At 60.5% G+C, this 25319-nt stretch carries 21 protein-coding genes; 10 read left to right on the plus strand and 11 right to left on the minus strand.

All coding sequences use genetic code 11. The annotated features are described in order from the left end of the window. Positions 1-139: 139 nt before the first annotated feature. The 3 genes from ACCD05_RS10010 to ACCD05_RS10020 all read left to right on the plus strand — a co-directional run bounded on the left by ACCD05_RS10010 (position 140) and on the right by ACCD05_RS10020 (position 1457). Complete coding sequence (locus tag ACCD05_RS10010) at positions 140-604, plus strand: hypothetical protein (protein WP_413392345.1); 465 nt, start codon at positions 140-142, stop codon at positions 602-604. Between the two features lie 378 nt (positions 605-982). After that, on the plus strand, positions 983-1165 hold the full coding sequence (locus tag ACCD05_RS10015; RefSeq protein ID WP_113168719.1) for a hypothetical protein: 183 nt from the start codon (positions 983-985) through the stop codon (positions 1163-1165). A gap of 118 nt (positions 1166-1283) precedes the next feature. After that, on the plus strand, positions 1284-1457 hold the full coding sequence (locus ACCD05_RS10020) for a hypothetical protein (protein ID WP_413392347.1): 174 nt from the start codon (positions 1284-1286) through the stop codon (positions 1455-1457). A gap of 850 nt (positions 1458-2307) precedes the next feature. On the opposite strand, the gene ACCD05_RS10025 is transcribed toward ACCD05_RS10020, so the two are convergent. From ACCD05_RS10025 to ACCD05_RS10060, 8 genes are all read right to left on the minus strand, one after another. Then, positions 2308-2736, minus strand: a complete 429-nt coding sequence (locus ACCD05_RS10025) for a hypothetical protein (protein WP_413392349.1) — start codon at positions 2734-2736, stop codon at positions 2308-2310. A gap of 204 nt (positions 2737-2940) precedes the next feature. Beyond that, positions 2941-4161, minus strand: coding sequence for a Fic family protein (locus tag ACCD05_RS10030; protein WP_413392351.1), 1221 nt, complete (start codon positions 4159-4161; stop codon positions 2941-2943). A gap of 142 nt (positions 4162-4303) precedes the next feature. Next, complete coding sequence (locus tag ACCD05_RS10035) at positions 4304-5143, minus strand: hypothetical protein (RefSeq protein ID WP_413392353.1); 840 nt, start codon at positions 5141-5143, stop codon at positions 4304-4306. A gap of 653 nt (positions 5144-5796) precedes the next feature. Next, the gene (locus ACCD05_RS10040) at positions 5797-7698 is read right to left on the minus strand and encodes an ABC transporter ATP-binding protein (RefSeq protein ID WP_413392355.1); all 1902 of its coding nucleotides are present in this window, start codon (positions 7696-7698) and stop codon (positions 5797-5799) included. Between the two features lie 10 nt (positions 7699-7708). Continuing rightward, positions 7709-9517, minus strand: a complete 1809-nt coding sequence (locus tag ACCD05_RS10045; protein ID WP_413392381.1) for an ABC transporter ATP-binding protein — start codon at positions 9515-9517, stop codon at positions 7709-7711. Between the two features lie 274 nt (positions 9518-9791). Beyond that, positions 9792-10751 carry a bile acid:sodium symporter family protein gene (locus ACCD05_RS10050; RefSeq protein ID WP_413392357.1) on the minus strand — a complete coding sequence of 320 codons (960 nt, stop codon included), beginning with the start codon at positions 10749-10751 and terminating at the stop codon, positions 9792-9794. 299 nt (positions 10752-11050) lie between these two features. After that, positions 11051-11284: a BrnA antitoxin family protein gene (locus ACCD05_RS10055; RefSeq protein WP_413392359.1), complete on the minus strand. Its 234-nt coding sequence runs from the start codon at positions 11282-11284 to the stop codon at positions 11051-11053. A 47-nt stretch (positions 11285-11331) separates the two neighbouring features. Further along, positions 11332-11574 (minus strand): DUF2188 domain-containing protein, encoded by a 243-nt coding sequence (locus ACCD05_RS10060; RefSeq protein WP_018900878.1) that lies wholly within the window; start codon positions 11572-11574, stop codon positions 11332-11334. A 277-nt stretch (positions 11575-11851) separates the two neighbouring features. On the opposite strand from ACCD05_RS10060, the gene ACCD05_RS10065 reads away from it, so the two are divergent. The 7 genes from ACCD05_RS10065 to ACCD05_RS10095 all read left to right on the plus strand — a co-directional run bounded on the left by ACCD05_RS10065 (position 11852) and on the right by ACCD05_RS10095 (position 19668). Continuing rightward, a complete protein-coding gene (locus ACCD05_RS10065) occupies positions 11852-12985 on the plus strand; it encodes a transporter substrate-binding protein (protein ID WP_413392361.1) in 1134 nt (377 codons plus the stop codon). Continuing rightward, entirely contained in the window at positions 12982-13563 is a 582-nt protein-coding gene (locus tag ACCD05_RS10070; protein ID WP_413392363.1) for an ANTAR domain-containing response regulator, read from the plus strand. The genes ACCD05_RS10065 and ACCD05_RS10070 overlap by 4 nt, the downstream gene beginning before the upstream one ends. After that, positions 13563-14411, plus strand: a complete 849-nt coding sequence (locus tag ACCD05_RS10075; protein WP_111560918.1) for an ABC transporter permease — start codon at positions 13563-13565, stop codon at positions 14409-14411. Before ACCD05_RS10070 ends, ACCD05_RS10075 begins: the two co-directional genes overlap by 1 nt. Further along, a complete protein-coding gene (locus ACCD05_RS10080; RefSeq protein WP_413392383.1) occupies positions 14408-15328 on the plus strand; it encodes an ABC transporter permease in 921 nt (306 codons plus the stop codon). The genes ACCD05_RS10075 and ACCD05_RS10080 overlap by 4 nt, the downstream gene beginning before the upstream one ends. Positions 15329-15354: 26 nt before the next feature. Next, on the plus strand, positions 15355-16974 hold the full coding sequence (locus tag ACCD05_RS10085) for an ABC transporter substrate-binding protein (protein WP_413392365.1): 1620 nt from the start codon (positions 15355-15357) through the stop codon (positions 16972-16974). Between the two features lie 64 nt (positions 16975-17038). Then, a complete protein-coding gene (locus tag ACCD05_RS10090; RefSeq protein ID WP_111560921.1) occupies positions 17039-17983 on the plus strand; it encodes an acetamidase/formamidase family protein in 945 nt (314 codons plus the stop codon). Continuing rightward, positions 17980-19668 (plus strand): ABC transporter ATP-binding protein, encoded by a 1689-nt coding sequence (locus tag ACCD05_RS10095; protein ID WP_111560922.1) that lies wholly within the window; start codon positions 17980-17982, stop codon positions 19666-19668. The genes ACCD05_RS10090 and ACCD05_RS10095 overlap by 4 nt, the downstream gene beginning before the upstream one ends. Positions 19669-20131: 463 nt before the next feature. Here the strand turns inward: ACCD05_RS10095 and ACCD05_RS10100 are convergent, their stop codons facing one another. From ACCD05_RS10100 to ACCD05_RS10110, 3 genes are all read right to left on the minus strand, one after another. After that, positions 20132-23605 (minus strand): AAA family ATPase, encoded by a 3474-nt coding sequence (locus ACCD05_RS10100; RefSeq protein WP_413392368.1) that lies wholly within the window; start codon positions 23603-23605, stop codon positions 20132-20134. Further along, positions 23605-24870, minus strand: coding sequence for a metallophosphoesterase family protein (locus ACCD05_RS10105; RefSeq protein ID WP_413392370.1), 1266 nt, complete (start codon positions 24868-24870; stop codon positions 23605-23607). The genes ACCD05_RS10100 and ACCD05_RS10105 overlap by 1 nt, the downstream gene beginning before the upstream one ends. Positions 24871-25049: 179 nt before the next feature. After that, positions 25050-25319: hypothetical protein (locus tag ACCD05_RS10110; RefSeq protein WP_413392372.1), on the minus strand; the 270-nt coding region annotated here is incomplete at its 5' end.

The raw sequence follows: 25319 nt of genomic DNA on the forward strand, positions 1-25319 counted from the left end.
AGGTTAGGTAGTCTGACTACTTTGACCTACGGTATCGTTGATTAGCAAAATGATTGCATGGCAGGATCGTCAGCGAGGATTGACGGTGTCCACGTAAACTAGTGTCCCACGGCGGCGGCCGCAGCTCGGGGAGGCAAGGATGGCTGTTTGGAAATTCACGCTGGCGGTCGTGCAAAATGATGGTGCCGCGGAGTTCGTTGGCGACGCGCACCGCGACGGCGTCCTCGGCACACGTTGGATGAACTCTGTTTGGCTGATAGACTACGCTCTTTCCGCCGAGGGCCTGGCGGCTGCTGTAGCCCGTGCTCGAGAGACTATCGTTGTCGACGGCGGCAAGGTAATCAGGCTTGAACCAGACGATCTAGTTACGCTTCAGGAAATAGGCAACGAAAGCGGTCTGGGATGGCATCGGGTCCACGCGTTGGCGAACTCGCATAGTGATGACGCGATGCCGCTTCCCGTTCGCCGGCTCGCGTCGGACCGGCCCTTGTGGAGCTGGCGTGAGGTATCCGCATGGCTTGCTGCCAGGGAGCTCGTTTCGAAGGAAACCGCCAAGTTCGCGGCGGATGCGTATGAAATCAACGCGGGTATGATGTCAAATTAGCAAACCGTCGGACTGCCGCTCATGACTGGCGGCGCACGCCGGGTCGCCGCGCCCAGCACTCCTGTGGCTGGGTCGCACTACCCCATGTTCGAGGGCGTACTCGCGCAATCATAAGCGCAGTTATCGAACCAATTTCGACCTCTTCCGCAAGGCCGCCGGAGGCCTTTCGGCCGCGTCGGCGTCGCTATGGAGGGGACTCCGCTGGCACTACGCGCAAAAGGTCTGCCTCGGATCTCACAAGGACTACGCCTGTTTCATAGTGGGGAGGCGGCGGTGTGAGGTAGCCAATAAAAATGGTCGCCTGGAGGCAGATGAGTGCACCGATTGATGTTGACGAGCGGATTGCCTTGCGGTGCAATTGTCTGAAGGAGAGGCTTAATGATCGCTGATTTCACAGAGGCACAGCGCCAACAGATTATTGCCGGTGATCGGACAATAGCAGCAGCAAGGCTGCACGAACTGCTGAGAGAGGTTGGCGGCCTGGGGGACCCGCCTTCCATCGGTGAATGCGAGGAGATCGTTGACATGCTGGTCGCCGGCGTCGAGCAACAGGGCAAATAGTCGACGCCTTGCCCGCGTCTTTCGTTGCGGGGCAGTGCAATATTATCTCGCGAATGCATTCATCGACACGAGCAGGCGATTTCTGTAGTATCTCCAAACGTTGGAGGAGGCAGATCTAATGGGAACGACTATACCGCCCGTAGAGAAGGGATCCGGCGAAAAGGCCACGTTCGGCAGCTGCCTTGGAAAGGACTTCCAACCGCTCGGCAGACGTATCATCGTCCCCAAAGCGCGCGATGCGAAGCCGCTGAAAGTCAAACTCACGCTGACGAATAAAGAAGCGGATAGTTGAGTTTCGCGAGCGCCGAATGCTGCTCTTGCGACATCAGTTGATGTTGGCGCTCATCGCTACGTCAACAAGGAGCCCGGGAATGCGGCGAGGACTCATTCTGCCCGTTATGTGTCCGAAAATGTAGAGCGGCTCATTGTCTGTGTGACCGAAGCATCCGGAATGTCGCGCGGGAGTGGCCCTCGTTAAAATTGAGCATTTTTCCAATGCGCGAGACGCACCATCCCACTTGCTATGAAAAGCGCCACGATGTTTGGAAGTAAATGGCACCCCGAAGCATGTTTGCTTCAAAAAGTGGCTCGTACTCTGACGCGCCTCGTTCAGAGTCGACAATGCGACGAAGTGACAACCTGCTGGACGGCTGTCTGAGCGTTGACAATACGTGCTTGGCGGTGGCGTGTGCCCCGAGGAATGTGGAATCTATGCTGGTCCCCGCACTGTTTGATGCAGTGCGACGGTAGCGCGCCACAATTTCGGTGGAAGTCACGATTAGTGCGACGATGCGAGTAGCCCGTTCCAGCTGCAAGCTCGCCTCGAATTTTGTCACGATGACTTCGGATTCGTGGCTCGGTGGGGGTGGTGGCGCGGGCCGCGTTAGATCGCCGGTGAATTTGATCTTGATATTTCTAAGGTCGATTCGTTTCGTTCTTTTGGCCACTTCGGTTGTCTCACAGGTCGATGTCCTATTGTGCAAGGGGCTGGCGTAGTCCGCAATGGCCGACCAAGAATAAACGGGCCCCAAGGCCTATCGCCAATCAATGCCCTGCTGGCGGGGCCGGAGCCAGTCGCCCGCTAGATGCTTTTGCAATGGAGGCTCTGAAAGAGTTCTAGCCATCAAGGTTATGCAAATCGCTCAGTCCTGAAAGACACTTGGTACGACAAACAATCGGGCCGACGGGCATTCGACCAACGTCTTGGCTAATGTCAGTAGGGCAAGCGCCTGTATTCTGGGTGAGGCGTCCTCGGCGAGAGCGCCTGTCGACTTGAACCGCTCTAGGTCCCTGTCATCTTTTAGGCGACCGGATTCGGACGCCGACCCATATATTCCGTCAGCCAGCTCCAAAGCGTCGAACTTCATTTCATGGAAGTATTTTTCCGGAGTGTCGTCATCCGGTTCTGGTTTCTCTAGGTCGGTATAACCGGCGGCTTCCGAAAGCATGGTCCAAGACAAATCAACGAGCCGTATCGCAATCTCGAGATTGGCACTGACACGTTTACGTTCGTCCCGCTGGATACTGCTAACGGCGTTGTGATCCAAAGGCACGAGATGCTTCGATGTCATTTCAACCTTCTTCGCTTGGGAACCTTTAGAGTGTGGATCGAATAAACGGCCGGCGCAATTCGTGCACGGTGGGTCGAGCGGAAAGGGGAATGACTAACCCGTCGTCGATGGACGAAGATATCTCAATCGCTTGTTCGACGACATCAGAGGCAGTCAGGGTAGGCGAGCGCGCGGCAGGGAGCCGAATGTACTATCAGAGCGCCCCTATGAAGTCTCTCCCATCGAAGGGGCGACGTCACTTTCGCTTGGCAGAAGGCCGGGCAATAGCTGGTCGACCAGCTTGATTGGAAACGAGAGACGGAGGGGCGAATGCGGATCATCCGATTGGACGATGCCGGACTCGACAAGTGCCGTGATCAATTGCCGGTCTAAGCCGTCGGTCGCACCAATCAGGATCGCAACCTCGGCACGGTCCAACCGCCCGCTTCTGACGAGGGCAGCAAGCAGTGCGTCTGAACCCGGTGGAAATCGTCCCATCCGCAGCTGTTCCAGTCCCCATGTGCGGACACGGTCGCGCAGTTTCAGGGGCTGAACGAGGTCGTTTATGAAATCGACTTCTTCGATGCAGGTCGCGAGAAAAAATTCGACGAAGGCCGCAAGGGCGCTCTCACTTAGCGATCCACGGCCGTCGAGACTGCCGCGGCGCGGCTCGTCGCACGACTGAAGGTGCGACTTGTATTCCTGCTCTCGGCGAGCCAGGCCTCGAGCGAGAGACCACAGGCTTTTTGTGCCGATGGAATTCCGGAGCGCTGAATATGAAACTAGTCTGGCAACGCGACCGTTGCCGTCCAAGAATGGATGCACCCATAGAAGGCGGTGGTGGCCACAAGCGGCGCTGAGAATTCCGTCGATTTGACCTGTCGACCTGTAGGCGCGCTCGATCCGAGCGAGAAAGCGGGGGACTGCGCCCGCGCTGACTGCCACGTGTCGGCCCACTCGAACGCCGACGGTCCTGATCGCTCCTGGTTCCACAGATAGCGGTAGTCCGCTATCTGGTGCGTCGACCAAAAGCAAACCGGAAGGCAATAGTTCGCAGAACCGCTTGTGAACCTGACAGACTGCTTCGACTGAAAAAGGCTCGGCTGCGATCCCACCATCGTCAATCCATGTCTGCGCGGCGATGTGGGCTCGTGCTTCCAATTGAAACGCGCGGATATCCTCTTCTGCGCTGAATTCGCCACGCATCGCCCGGTCGATGTCCAACGGCCGGCACATGTGACCTTCGATCCGGTTGCTGTAGAAGCAGTCCGTGACCCGGATGAGATCGACCACAGCATCAGTCATCGGTAAGGGGAGGGAAGTGGAAAGCGCTGCGGACTTCGCTGCCAAAGTTTGCGCCAGTTCGTTCAGCCTGGACCGAGATTTAGCTCCCTGGGAAACGAGGAGGGGTTCGAAGAGGCCTATGCTTTCACCGTCATCAGTCATTGGCATATGGCCTCCTGTCCGCGCAGGTCCGCGCTCAATCGGAATGCAAACAATGAGATTTCAGAATAGGCGACGCGATACCAAGCCTACTCTCCGTTACATGGATATTTTGTCCGCGCATTGGTCTTGACCGGCGCGTTCGTCATGGCGTTGGGCTGCCGCTGTTCCAGCAGGAATCGACGGCCGATTGCAGCGCATCGTATACCTGGTTGAGCTGACGACCCTTGAATGCTGGCACCGCGGAACGCAGGGGGCTCCAGCCGTGACGCACAACTTTCGGGCCGGAGCGATGTTGTTTCACGTAGTTCATTTCGCGACCGCCCTCCGGGCCGTTGGTATAGTCAAACCTGACGAGAGTCAGGTCGTCGTCGTAGCTAAAGAAATCGATGTTAGAAATGGCCACCTTCGGAACGTCCAGATCGGCCTCAGACACAAAACGTGTCCAGTCACGTCCCTCGAAAAGCTCATCCAATCCCGCTGCGATGTCAGTTGAGGCTTTGGGGTTCCACAGTGCGATGTTGTCGAATGCTTGAATGTAACCGACAACGCCGTCACTTATAATCTCAAGGGACCGTTCGTCATCCCCGAGTTCCTGCGCTCTGTATCGGAGCAATCCCTCCGCAGTCTCGAATTCCTCCGTGGCATCAAATATCTCAATCTCGTCATCGAAACTCACGGATTTTCGGATACCCCACTCGGCATAGCCGTCCGTTGGACGATCGTCGGCATCCGGGAATACGACCTCATAGCCGCCGTAGGACCGTCTATTTCCGGGCATAAAACGCGCTCCGAAAATCGTCCGGCTGGGAGCGATCAGTGGCAGCGTTTCGGTGATTGCCATCGACAGGGTAGGGGCGGCTACCGGACGGTTGCCCTGGTCGTACTTAGCGAAGAAATCCAAAGAAAATGCGCACAGGTCGGGCTCCTCCATCAGAGATTTCAGGTCGTTGTAGGCGTGCATCTTGGTGGCGGCTTCGGTCATGGAGGGGCTTCCTTTTTGTCTCTATGACAAAATGCTCATCCGAAAATCGAGGTGCTGCAAGTGAAATCTTGGTACCCGCTGGGACATGTTTCTTCTGCCCGAGGGCCGTTGGCGTCCCACTTTCTAGTCACGCTAGCGAGGCGAAATTAGTCGCGCCATGTCTGGAAACCGCATTTGATGCCTGGTCGTGCTGAAGCCTAAGGGGCTCTATTCGCGTGCGCGACGAAGCGGCGCGCAAGCCACGAGGATTGGTGCCTTTATCAACGCGTCCGAGAGGGCGCTTTGCGCCGATTAGGTTCAACGACGCCCTAGACCTACGATCAAACGTCTGTGGTAATCGGACGCGTCGAGCCCAGATCGTTCAGCCTGAACGTAGTACGTTGTCGCTATCCGTTGGGGACGTGCGGGCAGCCGTATATAATACAAATATCCGCGAATTAGACACGCACTTGCAATGCCTCAATAGTTCCAAATTAAATAAATAAGAATGAGAAAATACAAAAATGCATAGTTTATTTTTTGCCAAAAAAGCCGTAACGGCGCCGAAATCGCTTATAAAGTCTTTATATTATCCAATCTATTGTTATTTTGTATTAATTGTACGACTTAGCGTGGAGATTATATCGTATTAAATACTGAAATGTTGTAGGACATCACGTGGCGTTGGGGCTATTTGGCTGGCTCCCCACAAGAACGGTTTCCGGAATATCGTCGAATGATGCGTAGTTGAGGTCGTAGAGCCGCGCGTAGAGCTTGCGGTTTGCCATGAGCTGCTGGTGGCTGCCGCTTTCCACCAGTTCACCATTCTGCAAAACGATGATCCGGTCGGCCTCGCGGATGGTCGCCAGTCTGTGGGCGATGACTAGGCCGGTGCGACCCTCCAGCAATTTCACCAGCGCCTTCTGGATCAGCATCTCCGTATAGCTGTCGATATTCGCCGTCGCCTCGTCCAGCACAAGGATCTTGGCATCGGCTACAAGCGCACGCGCGAAGGACAAAAGCTGCCGCTGCCCGAGCGAAAGATTGCCGCCGCGCTCGCCCAGCATGCTGTCGTATCCCTCTGGCAGGCGCATGATGAAATCATGCGCGCCGACGGCCTTGGCCGCTTCGATGACCTTCTCCCGCGTCGCATCGTGCTTGTGATAACGGATGTTTTCGAACACGGTTCCGGTGAACAAGAACGGCTCCTGCAGCACCATGGCGATCTGGTCGCCGAGCGAATCCTGCGTCAGCGCGCGGACATCGTGGCCGCCGACAAGCACCTGCCCCTGCTGCACATCATAGAAGCGGTGGATCAGCGACATGCAGCTCGACTTGCCCGAGCCGGTCGGGCCGACAAGAGCGACCGTTTCGCCCGGGTTGACCTTGAAGCTCACATGCTTGAGCACCGGATGCTTCGCATTATAGCCGAAGACCACGTCGCGGAACTCGACGGAGCCGTCCATGTCCTTGGAGAGAACGACCGCATCGGGCGCGTCCTTGATGTCGATCGGAACATCGAGCACCTCGGTCAAGCGCTGGCCGGATGCCATTGCGCGCTGCATGACGGAGTATTGCAGTGTGAGCGAACGGATAGGGTCGAAGAAACGCTGGATGTAGAAGAGGAATGCCACGAGCACGCCGACGTCGAGCGCCTGGTTGAGCACGCGTGCACCGCCAACGACGATGACAAGCGCCATCGCGACGCCCGTAAGAGAATCGACGATCGGCACCATCACCTGCGCGTAACGCGCCGCGGTGAGGTGGGTCAGAAGGTTTGCCTTCGCCTTGTCGTCGTAGAGCGTGAAGTTGACGCCCTGTCGGTCCATGCTCTGTACCGCGCGCACGCCGTGGATTGCTTCGGCCAAGGCGCCGTTGGCCACCGAATTGGTCTCGTGCGCGGCCATGAACGACTTGCGGGCAAGCGGCAGCCAGAAGAGGCGCACAATGAACAGGATCGGCAGAACCGAAAGCGTCAGCAGGCCAAGCTTTGGATCGAGATAGAGCATGACGCCGACGATGCCGACGAGCAGCGTCATGTCGCCCACCGAAAGAACCGATGTTTCCAGGAATTCCTGCATCGAATTGACGTCGCCCTGCAGGCGCGACATCAGGCGGCCGACTTCGGTCTTGTCCATGAAGGAGAGCGATACGCGCTGCAGATGCGAGAACATCTGCCGGCGGATGTCGAAAAGCACGTTTTCGGCCACTCCGCCGACCAGTGTTTCCTGCGCGTAGCTCGCCCCGTAATTGATGAGAATCGCGACGAGGAAAGCAACGACGGCCCATGTCAGCGCCGAATGGCTGCCATCCTGCTGCATCCCGTGGTCGATCGCGTAGCGGATGATCAGCGGAATCATCAGCTGCATCAGCGTAAACGTCAGCACCGCGCAGACGGAGAGCACGACGTCGCGCCGATAGGGCCGCACGAAGGCCCATATCCGCTTGATGACGTTGCCGTCGAATGCCTTGCCGAACATTTCCTCCTCGACGCGCTGCGATCCCACCACCGCGCGCGGCGGCCGGCGTCCGTCCTCGCGAACGTCGGAGCGTTCGGTTTCCATTTCCTCGGCCATGTCTTCCTCCCTAGGCACTCACGGCTTCGTCGCCGGGACGCACCTGCAGATCGTAAAGCGCCTTGTAGCGCCCGTTCGCGGCTAGCAGTTCCTCGTGTGTGCCGCGCTCGACGATCTCGCCTTCTTCGATGAACAAAATCTGGTCCGCATGCATCAGCGAGCTCAGCCGGTGGGCCACGATGATCGTCACGCGATCGGCGGCGTATTTGCGCATGGCGGAGCGGATGCGCTGCTCGGTCGCGGCATCGATCGCGGCTGTGGAATCGTCAAAGACCATCACTGCGGGCTTCAACATCAGGGCACGGGCAATCGACAGGCGCTGGCGCTGGCCGCCGGAGAGCGACACGCCGCGCTCACCGACGACTGTGTCGTAGCCCGTCGGCAGGCCGAGCACATAGTTGTGCAGCTGCGCGCTTTCGCTGGCGCCGGCAATGCGGCTTTCCTTCGCCCATGGGTCGCCATAGGCGATGTTGTTCTCGATCGATGTGGTGAAGAGGAAAGAGTCCTGCTGCACGATGGAGACGGAGCGGCGCAGCGACTGAAGTGTCGCCCTGCGGACATCCTGGCCATCGATCGTGACGCGGCCGCCGGTGACATCGTAGAAGCGTGGGATGAGATGCGCCAGCGTCGACTTGCCGCTGCCGGGCGGGCCGACGATGCCGATCGTCTCGCCGCGCTTTGCCTCGAAGGAGATGCCTCGCAGCGCCTGCTGCCCTGGCGTGCTTGGATAGCTGAAGCTTACATTCTCGAACCGAAGCGTGCCGTCGGTGATCTTCAACTCCTTCGCGTCCGGCGCATCGCGAACGGCGATCTCAAGATCGAGCAGCTCGAACAATCGTGTGCCGCAGGTGGAGGCGCGGGCAAAAGCGTTGACCATCAGGCCAAGCTGGCGCACCGGCATCTGCAGGATCGTCATGAAGGTAAGGAACGATGCGAGCGTGCCGACGGTGATCTCGCCCGATATCACCTTGCCGCCGCCGACCCAGAGCACGAGGCCCATGGCGGCGAAGAAGGAGAAGGTCATGGCGCTGGTATTGATGACGCGGATGCCGACGCGTTGATGCGCCAGCTCCAGCGCGCTCTTCGACGCCGCTTCGAACTTCGACATCTCGTAGGCGTGGGATGCGAAGGCGCGGACGACGCGAATGCCGCCAAGGTTTTCTTCCATGATCCGGGTCAGGACCGAGAGCCGCTCCTGCAGCACCAGCCAAGTGGCGCGCAACCGCAGCTGCGTCACCGATGAACGCCAGCCGACGAAGGGAACGAAGCTCAGCGCCAAGAGGCCGAGCACCAAGTCGGTCGACAGAAGCATATAAGCGCCGATGCCGATCAGCATGGTCAGCAGCACCATGCGCACCAGCGCCGTCGAGAAGTACATGCGCACGCCTTCCAGATCGCGCAGGCCGATGGTGATCAGGTCGCCCGAGTGCACGCTGTCGTGGAAGCTGAAGGAAAGCCGCTGGATTTTTTCGTAGCAGGCGATGCGAAGCTCGTAGCCCATGTGATGGCCGACACTTTCGCTGTAGTAGTTCTGCACCATGGTGAAGACGCCGCGCATCACGCTCGCGCCGAGCAGCAGCAAGGCGGTCGTTAACAGCGCATCCTGGGCGACCAGCCCCGCGGCACCGCCTTCGACGACAGCCTGGGTGTGATCCACCGCGTGCCCGAGCAGGCGCGGGATCATCAACTGGAACGAAGAGGCAATCAGGGTGGCTCCGATCGCAAGGCCGGATTGCCATGGGTGGCGCAAGGCCATGACGGTGATGCGGACCAACGTGGAGAGGCCCTTGCCCCATCCTGCCGCAGTCGCCTTTGCCATCGAAGCCGACGGCTTCGCTACACGGTTCAAAGCATCGCTGCTCACGGTATCATTCCAAAATAGAGGTGTATCGGCGCGGGTCCGAGAAGGACGGCAAATCGATGACGGGATTGGTTAGCGTGCTTACCTTTGACGATTCGAACCGGCCGTTCAAGTAAACAATTCACCAACTGGTTATTTTATCGTGAGGCCTCGCCGGGCACCTGATCGAAAATGAAAATGGCCCGCTTTCGGCGGGCCATTCGATCGATTGTATGGTGTTTTCGGCGAGAGATCAGGATGCCTCGACCGGCTTGTTTTCCGCGGCATCATCGGTCCTGCTGGAGAAGTAGTTCGCCAGAAGCGCGCCGGAGATATTGTGCCAGACGCTGAAGATGGCGCTAGGCACGGCTGCCACCGGCGAGAAGTATGCGGTGGCGAGAGCAGCGCCGAGGCCGCTGTTCTGCATGCCGACTTCGATGGCTAGCGCCTTGCGCTTGTAGAGATTGAGGCCGAACGCCTTGGCGGCGAAGAAGCCGAGCAGATAGCCGAGCCCATTGTGCAGGACGACGACGGCGAAGATCAAAAGGCCGGATTGCGCGATGGCGCCCTTGCTGGCGCCGACAACGGCCGCGACGATCAGCACGATACCGACGACGCTGATGAGAGGGAGCGCTGGGACCGTCTTTTCGACCAGGCGCGGCAGCACCTTCTGCGCCAGGAAGCCCAGCGCCAGCGGCAGGATGATAACCTGCAGGATGCTCATGAACATCGCCATGGCGTTCACAGGCAGATACTGGCTCGCGAACATCCAGACGAGGAACGGCGTGACGATCGGCGCGGCCAGCGTGGTGACGCTGGTGCAGGCGACGCTCAGCGCCACGTCGCCCTTGGCGAGATAGGTCATGACGTTGCTCGACGTGCCGCCGGGGCAGCAGCCGACGAGAATGACGCCGGCGGCGACTTCTGGCGGCATCGGGATGAGCACGGTCAAGAGCAGAGCGAGCGCCGGCATGATGACGAAGTGCGCGACGACGCCGATCGCGACCTCGACCGGGCGGCGGCTGAGTTCGCGGAAGTCATCGACAGAGATCGTCAGGCCCATGCCGAACATGATGATGCCGAGCAGGGTGACGATATAGGGTGTCACATGCTTGAACACATCCGGCAGCAGGAAGCCGAGCACGGCGAAGATTATGACCCAGAAGGCGAATGTCTTGCCGACAAACGCGGAGAGTGACGTGAGGAGTTTCATGTCGATAACCTTAAGCAAACATATGCCCCGGCTTTTGAGCGCAAGGCCTACGCTGTCAAGGTCGTTACCGCTGCTTTCGGTTCCGATCGCTACGGATCGGGGCGTTTCGATAAGAAAATTTCCCGATTGAGAGATATTCGATCCGATATATTTCCTTTTACGTACACGTCATATTCATGCCCCATTTCCCTCGTTGAAGGCGGGCGCTAGTCTGAGTTTGTCACGCAGCACGCATCGTCGTGGCCCCCTGCCAAGCATCTCGGCTAGCACCACGGCGATGCGCTGCGCTCGTTCAGCGATCAGCGGACAGCCTTCATCGCCGCGCGCAGGCAGTCATTGATCCGTTCCTGCCAGCCGGGACCGTCTTCCTGGAAAAACGCCAGAACGTCGCTGTCGATCTTGATCGACACCATTTCCTTCGCATTCGGGATCGCCGGCCGCTCGACGGCAGCAGGCGGCTGCTTCTTGGCGGGTTTGAACAGGGCTTCCGCCGCGTCCATTGCATTGACGGGGCGTCGGGGTGTCGTGGCCATTCTATGTTCCTGTGTCGGTGAAGTTCTGGCGAAAGGTCGCCCAGCGCTCAGCGGTCGTCAATCACCTCGGTATCGGGGCGATCGCCACCGCTGGCATGTTCCGTATGCCACGAACCATCCGCGGTCTGATACTGGATTTCGGCGTCACGGCCTTCGACATGCTGGCGGCTTGCGGCGGCCTTGGCCGCGGAAAGTGCCGCGCCATGCGTGGGAAAGGTTTCGGACCAGACATCGCCAAGGCGATATCCATAGCCACCATCGTGCTGTCCGACGTGATAGGTAATCTGCATCGTGCTATCTCCTGCTGCGCCCATGCCATTCGGATGGGCTCAAGGATACCTGGGAAGCACTGGGGTAGAGGTCAAGCGGGGCATCGTCGGTAGCGTGTTTTTGGTATCGACGATCTCGCTTGACAAAACCTATGAGCCTGTATTTTATGCAGGCCTGCGGATTAGGCAAATGGTCTCCGCACACACATGACTTCGATAGTCGCTGGGCAGTTTCGCCCCATGACGTCCCCATCATCGATGGGACCGCGTCGTGGGGTTTTTCGTTTTTGGGGTCCGCATGGCTGATGCACTGAAGATCGGCGTTCTGTTTTCCACCTCCGGCCCATATGCGCCGATGGGACGGGATGCGCGCGATGGTGCGGAGTTTGCGCTGTCGGAGTTCGCCGCGGTAAGCAGCCGGGCGGTGGAGCCGGTGTTCTTCGATCCGCATGCAGACCTCTCTGCCTATCTCGAAGGCGCGCGCGAACTTCTGCGCGCCGGCTGCCGCCATATCGTCGGCACAATCACGTCGGCGGCGCGAAAGGAAGTCATTCCGCTTGTCGAAAAGCACGACGCTTTGCTCTGGTATATGTGCCCCTATGAAGGGTTCGAAGCCAACGAGAACGTCATCTACATCGGTGGTTGCCCGAATCAGCACCTGATACCGCTGTTTGATCATCTGATACCGCGTTTTGGTGCGCGCCCCTATCTGGTCGGCGCCAATTACGTCTGGGGCTGGGAGATGAACCGGTTGGCGAGAGAGCTCATACACAATGCCGGTGGCGAAGTGCTTGGCGAGCGCTACCTGCCGCTTGAGGAAACGTCCGTCGATCGCATCGTCGCCGATATCGAACAGCGCCGCCCGAGCTTCATTCTCAACAATTTGATCGGCCCTTCGAGCTATGCCTTTCTCGCGGCAATCCGCAAACTCGGCGAGCGCGACGCGGCGTTTCGGCCCGAGAATTGCCCTGTTGTCAGCTGCGATCTGATGGAGTGCGAACTGGACGAGATGTCGGCGGGCGCAGCACTCGGCCAGCTGTGCGCAGCCTCCTATTTCGACAATCTCGACACCGCGGACAATCTCGCCTTCAAGGCACGGGTCGCGGCGCAATTCGGCAGCCAGCGGCGTGTTTCGAGCGTGTTTGCCGGCGCCTATACGGCTGCGAAGCTGTGTGCCGATGCGATCGTTGCGGTTGACGACGACAATCCGCTCGAGGTGCGCCGGATGCTGCACGCATCCGCCTGGCCGACATTGTTCGGGTCGTTGTCGATTGATCGCGAAACAAATCACGCGGCGCTGCCTTTTCATCTCGGGCGCATCAACGCCGAGAACGGCTTCGACGTCATAAGTTCGCGACCGCCACTTGCCGCCGATCCTTACCTCACCGGGCGCAGCCAGCCGGCCGCACCGAGACTGCGGGTGGTGTCATGAGGGAGACACCGAATTTCACCGGCTGGCGCGTGACGGTCGTTCATCGCGAAGACAGCAACACCGAAAGGCTGGTCCGCCAGCTTCGCCTGCTCGGCGCGCAGTCGGCCTTGCAATGGTCTCCGTTGGGCACCACCGCGGTGCCGGATCTGGTCATCGTCGATGCCGACCAAGGTTGGGATGACCTTCTCCCATGGCGCGACACAAGGCCGGCTTGCCCTGTCGTGGCGCTGCTTGGGTCCGAAGCGCCGGGCCGCATCGCCTGGGCGCTGGAGCAGGGGGCGGGCGCCATCATCGCAAAGCCTGTTGCCGCCTCCGCTGTCTATCCGGCGCTAGTCATGGCCGTATCGATCCATCAGGAACGACAGACGGTGGCCGAGCGCGTCAAGTTCCTGGAAGAGCGCGTGCGCTTGCGTCCGCTGGTTCATGCAGCCGTGGAGCGCTTGATGAGTGTCCACGCTGTCAATGAGGAACGCGCCTACGCGATCCTGCGGGACTGCGCGATGCGCCGGCGCCTGCCGATGGAACAGCTCGCGGCCTTCATCATCGGCGGTGCCGAGCCATTGCCGGAGGTCGGTTGATGCGTGTCCTGAAAGCCATGTTGCGCCAGCCGGCGGCGGTCTTCGGTCTCGCGATCGTCGTCGCTGTCATCGTATTGGCGATCGCCGCGCCCTGGATCGCGCCGTTCAATCCAGATGATCAGATGTTCGACGGACTCTCGATCGAGGGAGCGCCGCTGCCTCCCGGCGGCCAGTTCCTGCTTGGAACCGATACGCTTGGGCGGGATCTCTTCTCGCGCCTGCTTTATGGAGCACGCACGTCGCTCGTCATCGGCCTGGTGGCAAACGGGATCGCGGTTGCGATCGGATTGATGATCGGCATCGTCGCGGGTTATGTGAAGGGCATCGCCAGCAATATTCTGATGCGTTTCACCGATCTGATGATGGCCTTTCCGGCGCTGCTGCTCGCGATCGTCCTGGCTGCTCTGCTTAGGCCGAGCCTTTGGATCGTTGCGATGGTTATCGCGCTGGTCAACTGGGTGCAAGTGGCGCGCATCGTCTATACGGAAACACGCGGCCTGTCGGAGCGTGATTTCATCATGGCCGAGCGGTCGCTGGGCGCCGGTCATCTCAGGGTTCTCTTCCTACATATCCTGCCGCACCTGATCCCGACGGCCATCGTCTGGGGCACGCTCGGCATCGCGACTACAGTGCTTCTGGAGGCAACACTGTCGTTCCTCGGTATCGGCGTTCAGCCGCCGCAGCCGTCCTGGGGAAATATCATCTTCGAGAGCCAGAGTTACTTTCAGGCCGCACCCTGGCTGGTGTTCTTCCCTGGCGCTGTGATTTTGCTGACGGCTCTTTCGTTCAACCTGGTAGGGGATGCGTTGCGCGATATTCTCGATCCGACGCAGCGGGGCCGGGGCTGATGTTTCTCGTTCTCCGCCGCCTCGTCCAGGCCGCTCTGATCTTGTTCGGCGTGGCTGCCATCACTTTCGTACTGCTCTATGCGCTACCTGCCGATCCCGCGCGCATGATCGCCGGCCGCAGCGCAACGGCGCAGACCGTGGCCAATATTCGCCACGAACTGGGGCTCGACCAGCCGATGCTGGTCCAGTTCTGGACGTATCTGCACAATCTTCTCTCCGGCAATCTTGGCCGTTCCTACGCGCAAAAGACCGATGTCTGGACCCTGATCGTGGCGCGCCTTCCCGCGACGCTGACGCTGATGCTTGCCGGCATCTTCGTGGAGGTGGTACTTGGGCTGATGCTTGGGACGGTCGCCGCGGTGCGCCGAGGCGGTTTCGTCGATCGGGTCGTCATGATGGCCTCTTTCGTCGGCGTGTCGGCGCCACAGTTCGTCGTCGCGCTGCTGCTGCTATATGTCTTCGCCGTCACGCTCGGCTGGTTTCCGATGAGCGGCTACGGCACACTAGCCCATGTCGTGCTGCCAGCCACCACCCTCGGCATTCTCGGCGCCGGCTGGTATGCGCGCATGGTTCGGTCGGCGATGATCGATGTCCTCAACCAGGATTATGTCCGTACCGCCCGCGCCAAGGGTTTGTCGTCTCGCCGCGTCGTTTTCCGCCACGCGCTTCCGAACGCCATTCTGCCCGTCATCGCGATGATCGGCATCGATATCGGTCAGTTCATGGGTGGCGTGGTCGTCGTCGAGGCCGTCTATGGCTGGCCGGGTATCGGCCAGCTCGCCTGGCAGGCGATCCAGCAGGTGGATATCCCGATCATCATGGGCGTCACGCTGGTATCTGCGCTCGCCATCGTCATCGGCAACCTGCTCGCCGACCTCATCGCGCCACTTATCGATCCACGCATTCGCACACGTTGACAGCAACCAAAGAAGGGGAACCGAGAATGTTCAAACGCTGGCTTCATACCACAACCATGGCAACGATGGTGGCGCTCGCTCCGCTGTCGCTCATGGCGCAAGATGCGCCCAAGCAGGGCGGCGACATCGTCGTAACGTATAAAGACGACATCACCACGCTAGATCCGGCCATCGGCTACGATTGGGTAAACTGGTCGATGATCAAGAGCCTCTATTCGCGCCTTATGGATTACGAGCCCGGTACGCCGAACCTCGTGCCGTCGCTTGCCGAAAGCTTCACTGTAGCGCCCGATGGTCTCAGCTACACTTTCAAACTGCGCAAGGACGTGAAGTTCTCGAATGGCCGCGAAGTCGTCGCGTCGGATGTGAAATACTCGATCGAACGCGCCGTCGATCCGAAGACGCAGGGACCAGGCGCCGGCTTCTTCGGCGCCATCAAGGGTTTCGAGGATGTGACCGGCGGCAAGGCAACCACGCTATCAGGCATCGAGACGCCCGATGAGTCGACTGTGATCTTCACCCTATCTCGCCCGGATGCGACCTTCCTGCACGTGCTCGCCATCAACTTCGCTTCGGTTGTGCCGAAGGAAGCCGTTGAGGCCGCGGGCGGGGACTTTGGCAAGAAGCCGGTCGGATCCGGCCCCTTCGTTTTGAAGGATTGGACGATCGGCCAAAAGCTGCTTTTCGAGCGCAACAAGGATTACTTCGTCAAGGACGTTCCGCATATCGACAGCTTCAGCGTCGAGGTGGGGCAGGAGCCGCTCGTAGCACTTCTTCGCCTGCAGAAAGGCGAGGTCGATATCGCGGGCGATGGCATCCCGCCTGCCAAATTCCTCGAGATCAAAAACTCGGCCGACGGCGCGAAGATGATCGTCGATGGTGAGCAACTGCACACCGGCTACATCACGCTCAACACCAAGGTGAAGCCCTTCGACGACGTCAAGGTTCGCCAGGCCATGAACATGGCGATCAACAAGGAGCGCATCACGCGTATCCTGAACGGTCGCGCGACGCCTGCCAACCAGCCGCTGCCGCCGCTGATGCCTGGCTATGACAAGTCTTTCACCGGTTATGCGTATGATGTGGCCAAGGCCAAGGCGTTGCTGGCGGAAGCCGGCTTTGCCGATGGATTCTCAACGGTGCTTTACGCCACCAATACCGATCCGCAGCCGCGTATCGCCCAGGCGATCCAGCAGGATCTCGCCGCCGTTGGCGTCAAGGCTGAAATCCGCGCGCTGGCGCAGGCGAATGTCATCGCCGCTGGCGGCACGGAAGGCGAAGCACCGATGATCTGGTCGGGTGGCATGGCCTGGATCGCCGACTTCCCAGATCCGTCGAACTTCTACGGTCCGATCCTCGGTTGCTCGGGTGCCGTCGCCGGCGGCTGGAACTGGTCGTGGTATTGCAACGCCGATCTCGACAAGCGCGCGGTCGCGGCCGACTCGATGTCCGATCCGGCAAAAACGGCCGAGCGCACCGCCGCGTGGGGCAAGGTCTTCACCGATATCATGGCCGATGCGCCGTGGGTGCCTGTTATCAACGAGCGCCGCGTCGTTGCCAAGTCCCTGCGCATGGGCGGCGCCGACAACATCTACATCGATCCGACGCGCGTCATCAATTACGACGCGATCTACGTCAACCAATAAGCCCTCGATAAAAACGCCCTCCCGGTCAGATCGGGAGGGCGCCAAGAAACTAGGGAGACATCCTATGTGCGTTGCCTGTACCTACACCATTCACCGTGCCCAGCATAATTTTGGCTGGAACAAGGATTTCGAGCCTGTCGTCGTTGCCAAAGCCGGTGAGACCATTCATTTCGAGTGTCTGGATTCATCTGGCGGTCAGCTCGGCCCGGATGCCACGCTCGATACGCTGAACACGCTCGATTTCGGCAAGATCAATCCGGTCACCGGTCCTGTTTATGTCGAAGGCGCCAAGCCGGGTGATGCGCTGAAGGTCACGATCCGCCGCTTCGAGCCCTCCGGCCACGGCTGGACGGCTAATATTCCCGGCTTCGGGTTGCTCGCCGATCAGTTCAAGGATCCTGCACTGCACGTCTGGTCCTACGATGCTGCCAGCATGGCACCGGCGCTTTATGGCCCCGGTGGCCGTGTGCCGCTGAAGCCCTTCGCGGGAACAATCGGCGTGGCGCCCGCCGAACCCGGCACTCACTCCGTCGTTCCGCCGCGCCGCGTCGGAGGCAATATGGACATTCGCGATCTGACGGCGGGCGTTACGCTTTATCTGCCGGTAGAGGTCGAGGGCGCGCTGTTTTCGATCGGCGACACCCACGCCGCTCAGGGCGATGGCGAGGTCTGCGGCACGGCGATCGAAAGCCAGATGAACGTAGAGGCGACGATCGAGCTGGTGAAGGATGCCCGTCTGCGGACGCCGCGCTTCACGACAACCGAGCCTGTAACTCGCCACCTCGATGGCGCTGGTTACGAAGTCACCACCGGGATCGGTCCCGATCTGATGACGGGCGCGCGCGAAAGCGTCATGCGGATGATCGACCTGCTCGGTGCCGAGCACGGCATGAGCGCGGTCGACGCCTATCTGCTTTGCTCGGTCTGTGGCGATCTCAGGATCAGCGAGATCGTCGATCAGCCGAATTGGGTCGTGTCCTTCTACTTCCCGAGGATCGTATTCGCGTGACATCGTCTTCCGCTTCCTCGCCCGTCCTGTCGGTGCGCAATCTCAACGTCGACGCACTGACGCCCGACGGGCTGAAGCCGGTTCTACGGGACGTGGGCTTCGAGCTGGGTGGCGGCGAGACGCTTTGCATCGCCGGAGAGTCCGGATCCGGCAAATCGGTGACCTCGCTTGCCATCATGGGATTGCTGTCAAAGTTGTCGCTGCGCGTCACTTCAGGCAACATTCTACTTGGCGAGCGCGATCTGCTGAAGCTCTCGAACCGCGCGATGCGCAGCGTTCGCGGTGGCGATGTCGCCATGGTGTTCCAGGAGCCGATGACGTCGCTCAATCCGGTCATGTCGATCGGCGCGCAGCTTACCGAGGCGATCCGCGAGCATCAAGGCAGCGAAAATGCCGACGCCGCGGCGCTGCGCATGCTAGATACTGTTCAGATCACCGATCCGGCCAAGCGCCTCAAGCAATTTCCTCACGAGCTCTCGGGCGGGATGCGGCAGCGCGTGATGATCGCCATGGCGCTCTCATGCCGACCCAAGGTGCTGATCGCCGACGAGCCGACAACAGCGCTTGACGTTACGGTTCAGGCGCAGATCCTCAAGTTGATGCGCGAGCTGAAGGCTGAATTCGGAACATCGATCATTCTCATCACCCACGACATGGGCGTGGTTGCCGAAATGGCCGATCGCGTGCTGGTGATGCAGAGCGGTCGCATCATCGAGAGCGGATCGTCGTTGGAAATCTTCGAGCGGCCAAAGGAGCTCTACACCCGGCAGCTTCTGGCGGCTGTTCCACGGCTCGGCGCGCATGCCGGGACCGATGGTCCGCCTCGGGTCACGCCCGGCAAAGCCGAGTCGCTCAAGCCCGGTGCAGCACCCGTCATGAACGTACGCGACCTCAATGTCAGCTACGGCGCACCTGTCAGCCGATTTTTCAAGGGCAAGCCGCCGGTCAACGCGGTCAGCGGCGTTTCGTTCGATATCATGCCTGGCGAGACACTGGGCCTTGTGGGCGAAAGCGGCTCGGGGAAGTCAACGACGGGAAAGGCCGTGTTGGGCCTCATCCCGTTCACCGGCGGTGTCATGATCGACGGTCAGGATATCTCCGGGCTCAGCCATCGCGATATGCGCTCGGTGCGGCGCTGCGCGCAGATGATCTTCCAGGATCCCTATGCATCGCTCGACAGCCGGATGGCCGTGGGTGCCGCGATCGCGGAGCCGATGGTGATCCACGGTATCCGCAACAAGAGCGAGCGGCAGGACCGCACGGCCGAGCTGTTGCGCCGTGTCGGCCTGACGCCGGATGCGGCCGGCCGTTACCCGCATGAATTTTCCGGCGGTCAGCGCCAGCGGATCTGCATCGCCCGTGCGTTGGCGCTAGAGCCGAAGCTGATCGTTGCTGACGAGAGCGTCGCGGCGCTCGATGTTTCGGTTCGCGCCCGCGTGCTAGACCTCATGCTTGAGCTGCAGGAAACGATGGGAATCGCTTATCTCTTCATCAGCCACGATATGGCCGTGGTAGAGCGCATGTCGCACCAGGTCGCGGTCATGCGCGGGGGGAAGATCGTGGAAACAGGCACGCGGCGCGAGATTTTCGAGAACCCGACTGCTGATTACACCAAGGCGCTGATCGCGGCCGTACCCGTTCCCGATCCAACCGCTTACCGCGGAGTGGCAGGCCGCCGAGCCTGATCGGTGGCAAGCGGGCATTCGCTCGCAGGATCGGCCAAGCGCGACAGTTTCACGCCTCAGGCGAGCATGTCCGATATGCGCGGCGGGCACGGATGGGTCGCATCGTCGACGCGAGCTCATCCGCTCAGCTGAACGATTGGCGCGACGCAATGGGGGGCCTGCTTCGCCGGTTCTATGCCGCTCGGTTCACCGATATTCATCGTCCGCGGGGCTTGGCTGCCGGCTTGGGGCGGCTGATGGTTCGTTGAATGGCGGCGCCCAGCGCCGCGCCGGCGATATGGCTCGGCTGTTGTATCTGCGCGGCCCTCGGAAGGCGGTGCCGGTGTCGCGGAAGCGATCAACGGCGGCTGTTGGCCAATCCGGCAGGGCTTCAAGCGCACCAGGCGATGTCGCGGCGATCGAAAACGCGGAGGCCGTCAAGACCTTCTGACCTCGATCTCGCTGCGGCCGTTTGTTCAAACGCCTATCCCAGCTGATGGATCCTCACCTGGGGAACGACGGACTTGGCGATCTCGCACAAATGCAGATGGTGCGTGAGATAGATGACCTGGCCCACCTTCGCCATCTCGCCGAGCAGGCGGAACACCTCTTCGGAACGCGGATTGTCGAAGCTCTCCATGATATCGTCGGCAACGAAGGGCACGGCCGGCCGAACGGCTGCGAACTCCTCATAACCAGCCAGCCGGAGCGCCAGATAGAGCTGGAACTGGGTTCCGGTCGACATGGAATCGGCGAGCTTCGATCCGCCGTCGCGCGATACGCCGATCAGGATCTCCTTTTCCTTGTCCGGTTGCGTTGCGAGGCCCGAATAATTGCCACCGGTGATCTTCTGAAACGCCTGCGAAGCGCGGTTCATCATCGAGCTGCGATGCTTGTCGCGGTAGAGATGCAGTGCCTGTTCGGCGGCCAGTGTGCCGGTTCGCAGTGTCAGGTAGCGAATGGCGAGCGCCTCGATCTCGAGCAAAATCGTCCGCCGCTTCGCTTCGATACGGGCAACCGCGTCGTCGCCGCCAACGGCATCGAGCTTGTCCTTGGCGCGGGTCATGTCGGCGTAGAGCACCCGCGCGCGCTCCGTCAGATCGTCGATCCGGGCAGCAAGGCTCAGCGCGCTATGCTCCACTTCGGCGGCGTCTATCTCGGACAATAACCGTGCCGCGTCCTCGTATGTTTTCGCGCGCAACCCCTGGGCAATCTGTTCGCGAAGCTCCGCCATGCGCTTCTCGATCCGGTCCCGCTCCTTGGCCGCTTCGAGGTAGGTCCCCGCGGCAGCAAGCGTATCGGCGCCGAAATAGCCGGTCAGTTCCGCCTTGCGGGCATTGTGGACAGCAAGCTCCGCGTCGAGCGCCTGTCGATCGGCTTGCAGCTTTTCGAGCGTGACCTGTCTGTCCGCGCGATGCTGCTGATCGCGCAAGGCGCTGTTGTAGCGCTCGACAAGCGCATTGGCGGCGGCGAGCACATCGCCCGACGATATATCGGATTCCAACCGGCCCAGCATGTTGGCCAGTTCGCCCCGAAATTCCTTCTGGTCATTCTCCATTGCCGAAACCCGCTGCGCCAGATCCTGACGCTCCTTCAAGACACCGGGAAGGCTTGAAAGGGTAGCCAAAATGGCGCCAACGGCGGCAACGGATGTGGCCTTGTCAGCGAACCACGTGCCCAACAGCGCCTGCGCCCAGGCATCGCGCCATGCATCCGCGGCGAGAACCGCCTGCTGGTGGTCGCGCTCCCGCTCCGCGATATCGCGCGTCAGCCCGCTCACCGCCTTCTTATGGTTCGCGCGCGCTTCCTCCCGGCTCCGGCTGTCGGACAGCAGTCTCGCCGCAGCCCGTGTCAGCTCTGCGATCGGCACGTCGGCATCAAACCGCGCGCCGGTCTCGGTCAAGGCTGCCTCAAGCTCGACGCGGTGTCGCCCGAGTTCCGTGCGGAGCGCCTCCAGCTCATACTCGCCCTTCTTCAGATCATCCCGGGCCGAAAGCGCAGCACTCCGCCTGCCGGTCCAGTTCTCAAGCGCCAAGAGCCGCTCCAACGCATCCGGTCCTGCCTCGACAGCGTCAGGCAAATAGGCGCCGATCTTGTCCGCCAATCCATCGTGTTCCTCCAGTGCTTCCGCAAGCAGCTCCTGTTGCCGGTCGATGGCGGCCGCGCTGGCGGCGGCGGCACGCGTCAGCTGCCGGAGCTCGGCGAGATCCTTGGCACGCGCCAGTCGATTGTCTGTCGCGACATCGTCTTGCCGCATCGCCTGCTCGAACACCGAAGCGGTGGCACTGTCTAGCGTGGAGAGATGGCTCTGCCAGGCCGCGTCGCGCGCGCCACGCAGGGCCTGCGCCGCGCTGTCGTCGACCGTACCTTCGCTTGCGAGGGCGGCGATCCGCGCCGAACTCGCGGCCCGCTCGCTGGTGAGCTCGCGAAGCTTGCCGCGATGCTCGTTCACGCGCTTGTCGATAGACGTCGCCTGCGATCGCCACATATCCAGCTGCCGGGCTTCCGCAGCCTTCATGTCCTTCAGATCATGGATATCACCCGACCAGGGCGCCAGCAGTGCTGTCCGTTCATCGAAATTGCGTTGCAGCTGACGATAAGACCGCTCCTCGATTGCAAGACGCGAGAGCAGGTCGGTATCCGTCAACCTTGCCAGCGCACTCTCGATGCGCGATTGCGTGTCTGGGGCCATCTCGGTTCCATCATCAAACTCGGCCGCATCCTCCTTCAAGCGGTTGAGGGTATTCTTCGCGCGCTTGAGCTCGCGCTCCGCGGAGGCGATTTCAGCGTCGATCCCGGAGCGTTTCTCCATCAAATCGCGGATGGCGCCGACGGATGGTGCCGGTAGCAGCAGTCTCTCGGGATTTTCATGTCCCGCCTGATCGAGATCGAAGAGCAACCGCGACAGGATGCCTTCCTGCTCGGCCAGGGCAATTTTGCGTTTCGGCAGATCATCCGCGGCCGCCCGGTAGCGTGCTCGCCCGATCTCAAGCGTCTCGATAATCGCGGCGAGCGATAGCGCCTGTTCATCCACGATCATGCCATCGATCTCATCCGACAGTTGCCGAATGGAGCGTTCCGCGCTCTCTGTGAGAGCTTGCAACCGTGTTTCATCACGCGAAAGCTGCGGTAGCAGCGCGAACCAATCCGCAGGCGGGCGCGGCAATTCGCCGAGACCTGCGAATTCAGCCGTCAGGCGATCGAGTTCCGAGGTCAGCGGCAGCGTCGCGAGAATGCGTGTCAGCTCAGTGTGCCGAAGCTTCGCCTCGGCCAATTCGGCGCCGGCCGCGTCATAGGATGCGCTGGCCTGGGTCGACGTTACCGCAAGCACCGAATAGGCGGCCGCGAAGGTGTCGATGGCGTTGCGCTCGTTCTTAAGCGCTTCGAGAGCTCGTTTCAATTCGGCAAGCTTGGTGCTCGACGAACGCTTGCGATGAATGGCCGCCGCATCGTCCGCCGCCATGACAAGCGATCTGTTGAGGCCGGCGAGCCCCGAGCTTGCCGAAAACAGCAATTCGCCCAGCTCGCCCTTGCTTTGGATGATCGCCTGCCCGCCCTCCTTCAAGGAGTGATCGTCTAGCGAAAACATTGTCCTGTAGGCATCGCGCCCGATCCCGCCGAGTGCCGTCGACAGCATGCCCTCGTTGACCGGCTGACCGTTGCTGTCGACGAGACTGCCTGCGCGACGCTTCAGCCGCACGAGCTCATGCTCGCCGCCGTCGAACTCCAGCCGCGCGCCGATCTGCATGGTATTATAGGGATGAATGAAGTCGTATTTGCTGGTGGCCCCGAACCCGAAGAGCAGATCGAGGAAGGCATCGAATGTCGTCGATTTTCCGGCCTCGTTCAGGCCGTATATAATGTGCAGGTCCGGCTCACCCACAGGGGGCTGACCGAAATCGATCGAATGGTCGGTGAATTTCCCGTAGCGGGTCAGGTCGAGACGGCGAAGGCGCATCAGTTCTCTCCGTGATCCCAGGTCTTCATTCGCGCGGTAATGTCGTCGGCGCCATCGAGCATCAACTCATCGATAAAGCGCTCGAAGCTCGCCACGTCGTCGCCGGCAAATCGCCGGCTTTCGGGCGGCAGATCCGCGAGCAGGTCCTTGACCATCTCGCTGATCTCGTTCCGAAAGCCGGCGCTCGCCATGACCTTGTCACGCATCAGATCGCCAAGCTCGATGACAGGATCGGCGGTGACTTTCCCAACTTCCTCAGGCGCATGTACAGCAAGCTCCAGCTTCTCGATCCAGGTCTGGCCGATGCGATCGCCGCGATCCTCGGCCTCGGTGCGCAGCAGATCGATATCGCGATGAAGGCGCCACGATAGCGGCGTCTGCCCGATGAGCCGCAAGCGAGCGACGAGGTGAGGCGAGGCAGTCGCCTCGCGTTGCCGCGCAAGCGCCAGCTCGATCGCGCCCGCCGCCTCGCGCCATTCCGAGATATCGGTAAGATCGACGCTCACCCGCTCGAACTGCGCGACGCTGGTGAGGCGTTCCTCGATGGTGATCGTCCGGTCATCCGCGATCGTCACCAGCGATACGGTCTTGGCGCCGGCCTCGTTGATGTCGCGGCCCTGCGGCATGCCGGGCATGATCACCGTGCGCGCGCCGTGATGATGCGTCCGCTGGTGGATATGCCCAAGCGCCCAGTAATCGAAACCGGAGGCATGCAGCTCCGAGACGCTGCAGGGCGCATAGACGTCGTGTCCCTGCGCGCCGGCGAGGCTCGTATGCATGATGCCGATGTTGACCGCGCCCGCGACCGGCGCCTTGAATTTCGGCAACAGCGATTCCGGGGCATGCGGCTTGGCGAAGCTCAAGCCGTGAATTGCGATATCTAGACCATCCTTGATGCGCTCGACGGCTTCGGCGCGCCCGCCGAACACCTTGACATTATCAGGCAGCACCAGCTCCTGGGTGATCTTGGAAAGCGCGTCGTGATTGCCGCGTATCTTATAGACGGCGATGTCAGCCGCATTGAGCCGCTGCATCTGCGCGGCCAGAAAACGCGCCGTCTTCATAGACGTCTGGTCGCCGTCATAGAGATCGCCGGCAATGATCAAGGCGTCGACCTGTTCTTCCAGGCAGAGATCGATGATCGAAACGAAGGACGCGCGCGTGGCGTTGCCGATCAGTTCGGCCAGCGCTTCGTCGCGCAGCGCCAGCGAGCGCAAGGGGGAATCCAGGTGAATGTCGGCGGTGTGTATGAAGCGAAACGGCATCAGATCCTCAATGGTGCGCGTCACTATATGGCAGATCGGTCCTGCTCATGCCACTGTCGGCCGGTGGCTGGTCGATAAGCATGCGGGAGAGGGCATGATCGTGGCGGTTTCGGAGCCGTTTCCGGCACGCAAACAAGCCTTCTGGAAATTCTCTTGCGAATTCAGTTAGTTGCTAGAAACTACGATTTTTTGAAAAAGGCTTGTTGACTTGTTCGGCTTAGGGGCCTTATAAGCCGCTTCACAGAACGAGGGCGGCGGCGCTGCTGGCGACGTTGACTTTCGCTCTGGATTTCTTTGATTGGCTGCGATGCTGATTGGTCCCGGGCTTCGGTTTTGGGACGGGGAATTTCGACTGGTTTTACTGGTCTGTTGTTTGACAATTGAAGATGAGAAGAAAGAGAAACGTGGGCGGCGGAGTTCGCGGGATCGACAGAGATGTCGGTTCTTTG

The sequence above is a fragment of the Rhizobium sp. Rhizsp42 genome, assembly GCF_047304155.1.
In the GTDB taxonomy this organism is placed as follows: Bacteria; Pseudomonadota; Alphaproteobacteria; order Rhizobiales; family Rhizobiaceae; genus Rhizobium.

What these genes read in the sequence shown, in the direction of transcription:
- ACCD05_RS10025 (WP_413392349.1), bottom strand. Translation starts at nt 2,736, where the DNA reads ATGACATCGAAGCATCTCGTGCCTTTGGATCACAACGCCGTTAGCAGT.
- ACCD05_RS10070 (WP_413392363.1), top strand. Translation starts at nt 12,982, where the DNA reads ATGAGGGAGACACCGAATTTCACCGGCTGGCGCGTGACGGTCGTTCAT.
- ACCD05_RS10065 (WP_413392361.1), top strand. Translation starts at nt 11,852, where the DNA reads ATGGCTGATGCACTGAAGATCGGCGTTCTGTTTTCCACCTCCGGCCCA.
- ACCD05_RS10105 (WP_413392370.1), bottom strand. Translation starts at nt 24,870, where the DNA reads ATGCCGTTTCGCTTCATACACACCGCCGACATTCACCTGGATTCCCCC.
- ACCD05_RS10055 (WP_413392359.1), bottom strand. Translation starts at nt 11,284, where the DNA reads ATGGCCACGACACCCCGACGCCCCGTCAATGCAATGGACGCGGCGGAA.
- ACCD05_RS10020 (WP_413392347.1), top strand. Translation starts at nt 1,284, where the DNA reads ATGGGAACGACTATACCGCCCGTAGAGAAGGGATCCGGCGAAAAGGCC.
- ACCD05_RS10015 (WP_113168719.1), top strand. Translation starts at nt 983, where the DNA reads ATGATCGCTGATTTCACAGAGGCACAGCGCCAACAGATTATTGCCGGT.
- ACCD05_RS10040 (WP_413392355.1), bottom strand. Translation starts at nt 7,698, where the DNA reads ATGGCCGAGGAAATGGAAACCGAACGCTCCGACGTTCGCGAGGACGGA.
- ACCD05_RS10035 (WP_413392353.1), bottom strand. Translation starts at nt 5,143, where the DNA reads ATGACCGAAGCCGCCACCAAGATGCACGCCTACAACGACCTGAAATCT.
- ACCD05_RS10100 (WP_413392368.1), bottom strand. Translation starts at nt 23,605, where the DNA reads ATGCGCCTTCGCCGTCTCGACCTGACCCGCTACGGGAAATTCACCGAC.
- ACCD05_RS10090 (WP_111560921.1), top strand. Translation starts at nt 17,039, where the DNA reads ATGTGCGTTGCCTGTACCTACACCATTCACCGTGCCCAGCATAATTTT.
- ACCD05_RS10030 (WP_413392351.1), bottom strand. Translation starts at nt 4,161, where the DNA reads ATGACTGATGACGGTGAAAGCATAGGCCTCTTCGAACCCCTCCTCGTT.
- ACCD05_RS10075 (WP_111560918.1), top strand. Translation starts at nt 13,563, where the DNA reads ATGCGTGTCCTGAAAGCCATGTTGCGCCAGCCGGCGGCGGTCTTCGGT.
- ACCD05_RS10010 (WP_413392345.1), top strand. Translation starts at nt 140, where the DNA reads ATGGCTGTTTGGAAATTCACGCTGGCGGTCGTGCAAAATGATGGTGCC.
- ACCD05_RS10050 (WP_413392357.1), bottom strand. Translation starts at nt 10,751, where the DNA reads ATGAAACTCCTCACGTCACTCTCCGCGTTTGTCGGCAAGACATTCGCC.
- ACCD05_RS10060 (WP_018900878.1), bottom strand. Translation starts at nt 11,574, where the DNA reads ATGCAGATTACCTATCACGTCGGACAGCACGATGGTGGCTATGGATAT.
- ACCD05_RS10085 (WP_413392365.1), top strand. Translation starts at nt 15,355, where the DNA reads ATGTTCAAACGCTGGCTTCATACCACAACCATGGCAACGATGGTGGCG.
- ACCD05_RS10045 (WP_413392381.1), bottom strand. Translation starts at nt 9,517, where the DNA reads ATGGCAAAGGCGACTGCGGCAGGATGGGGCAAGGGCCTCTCCACGTTG.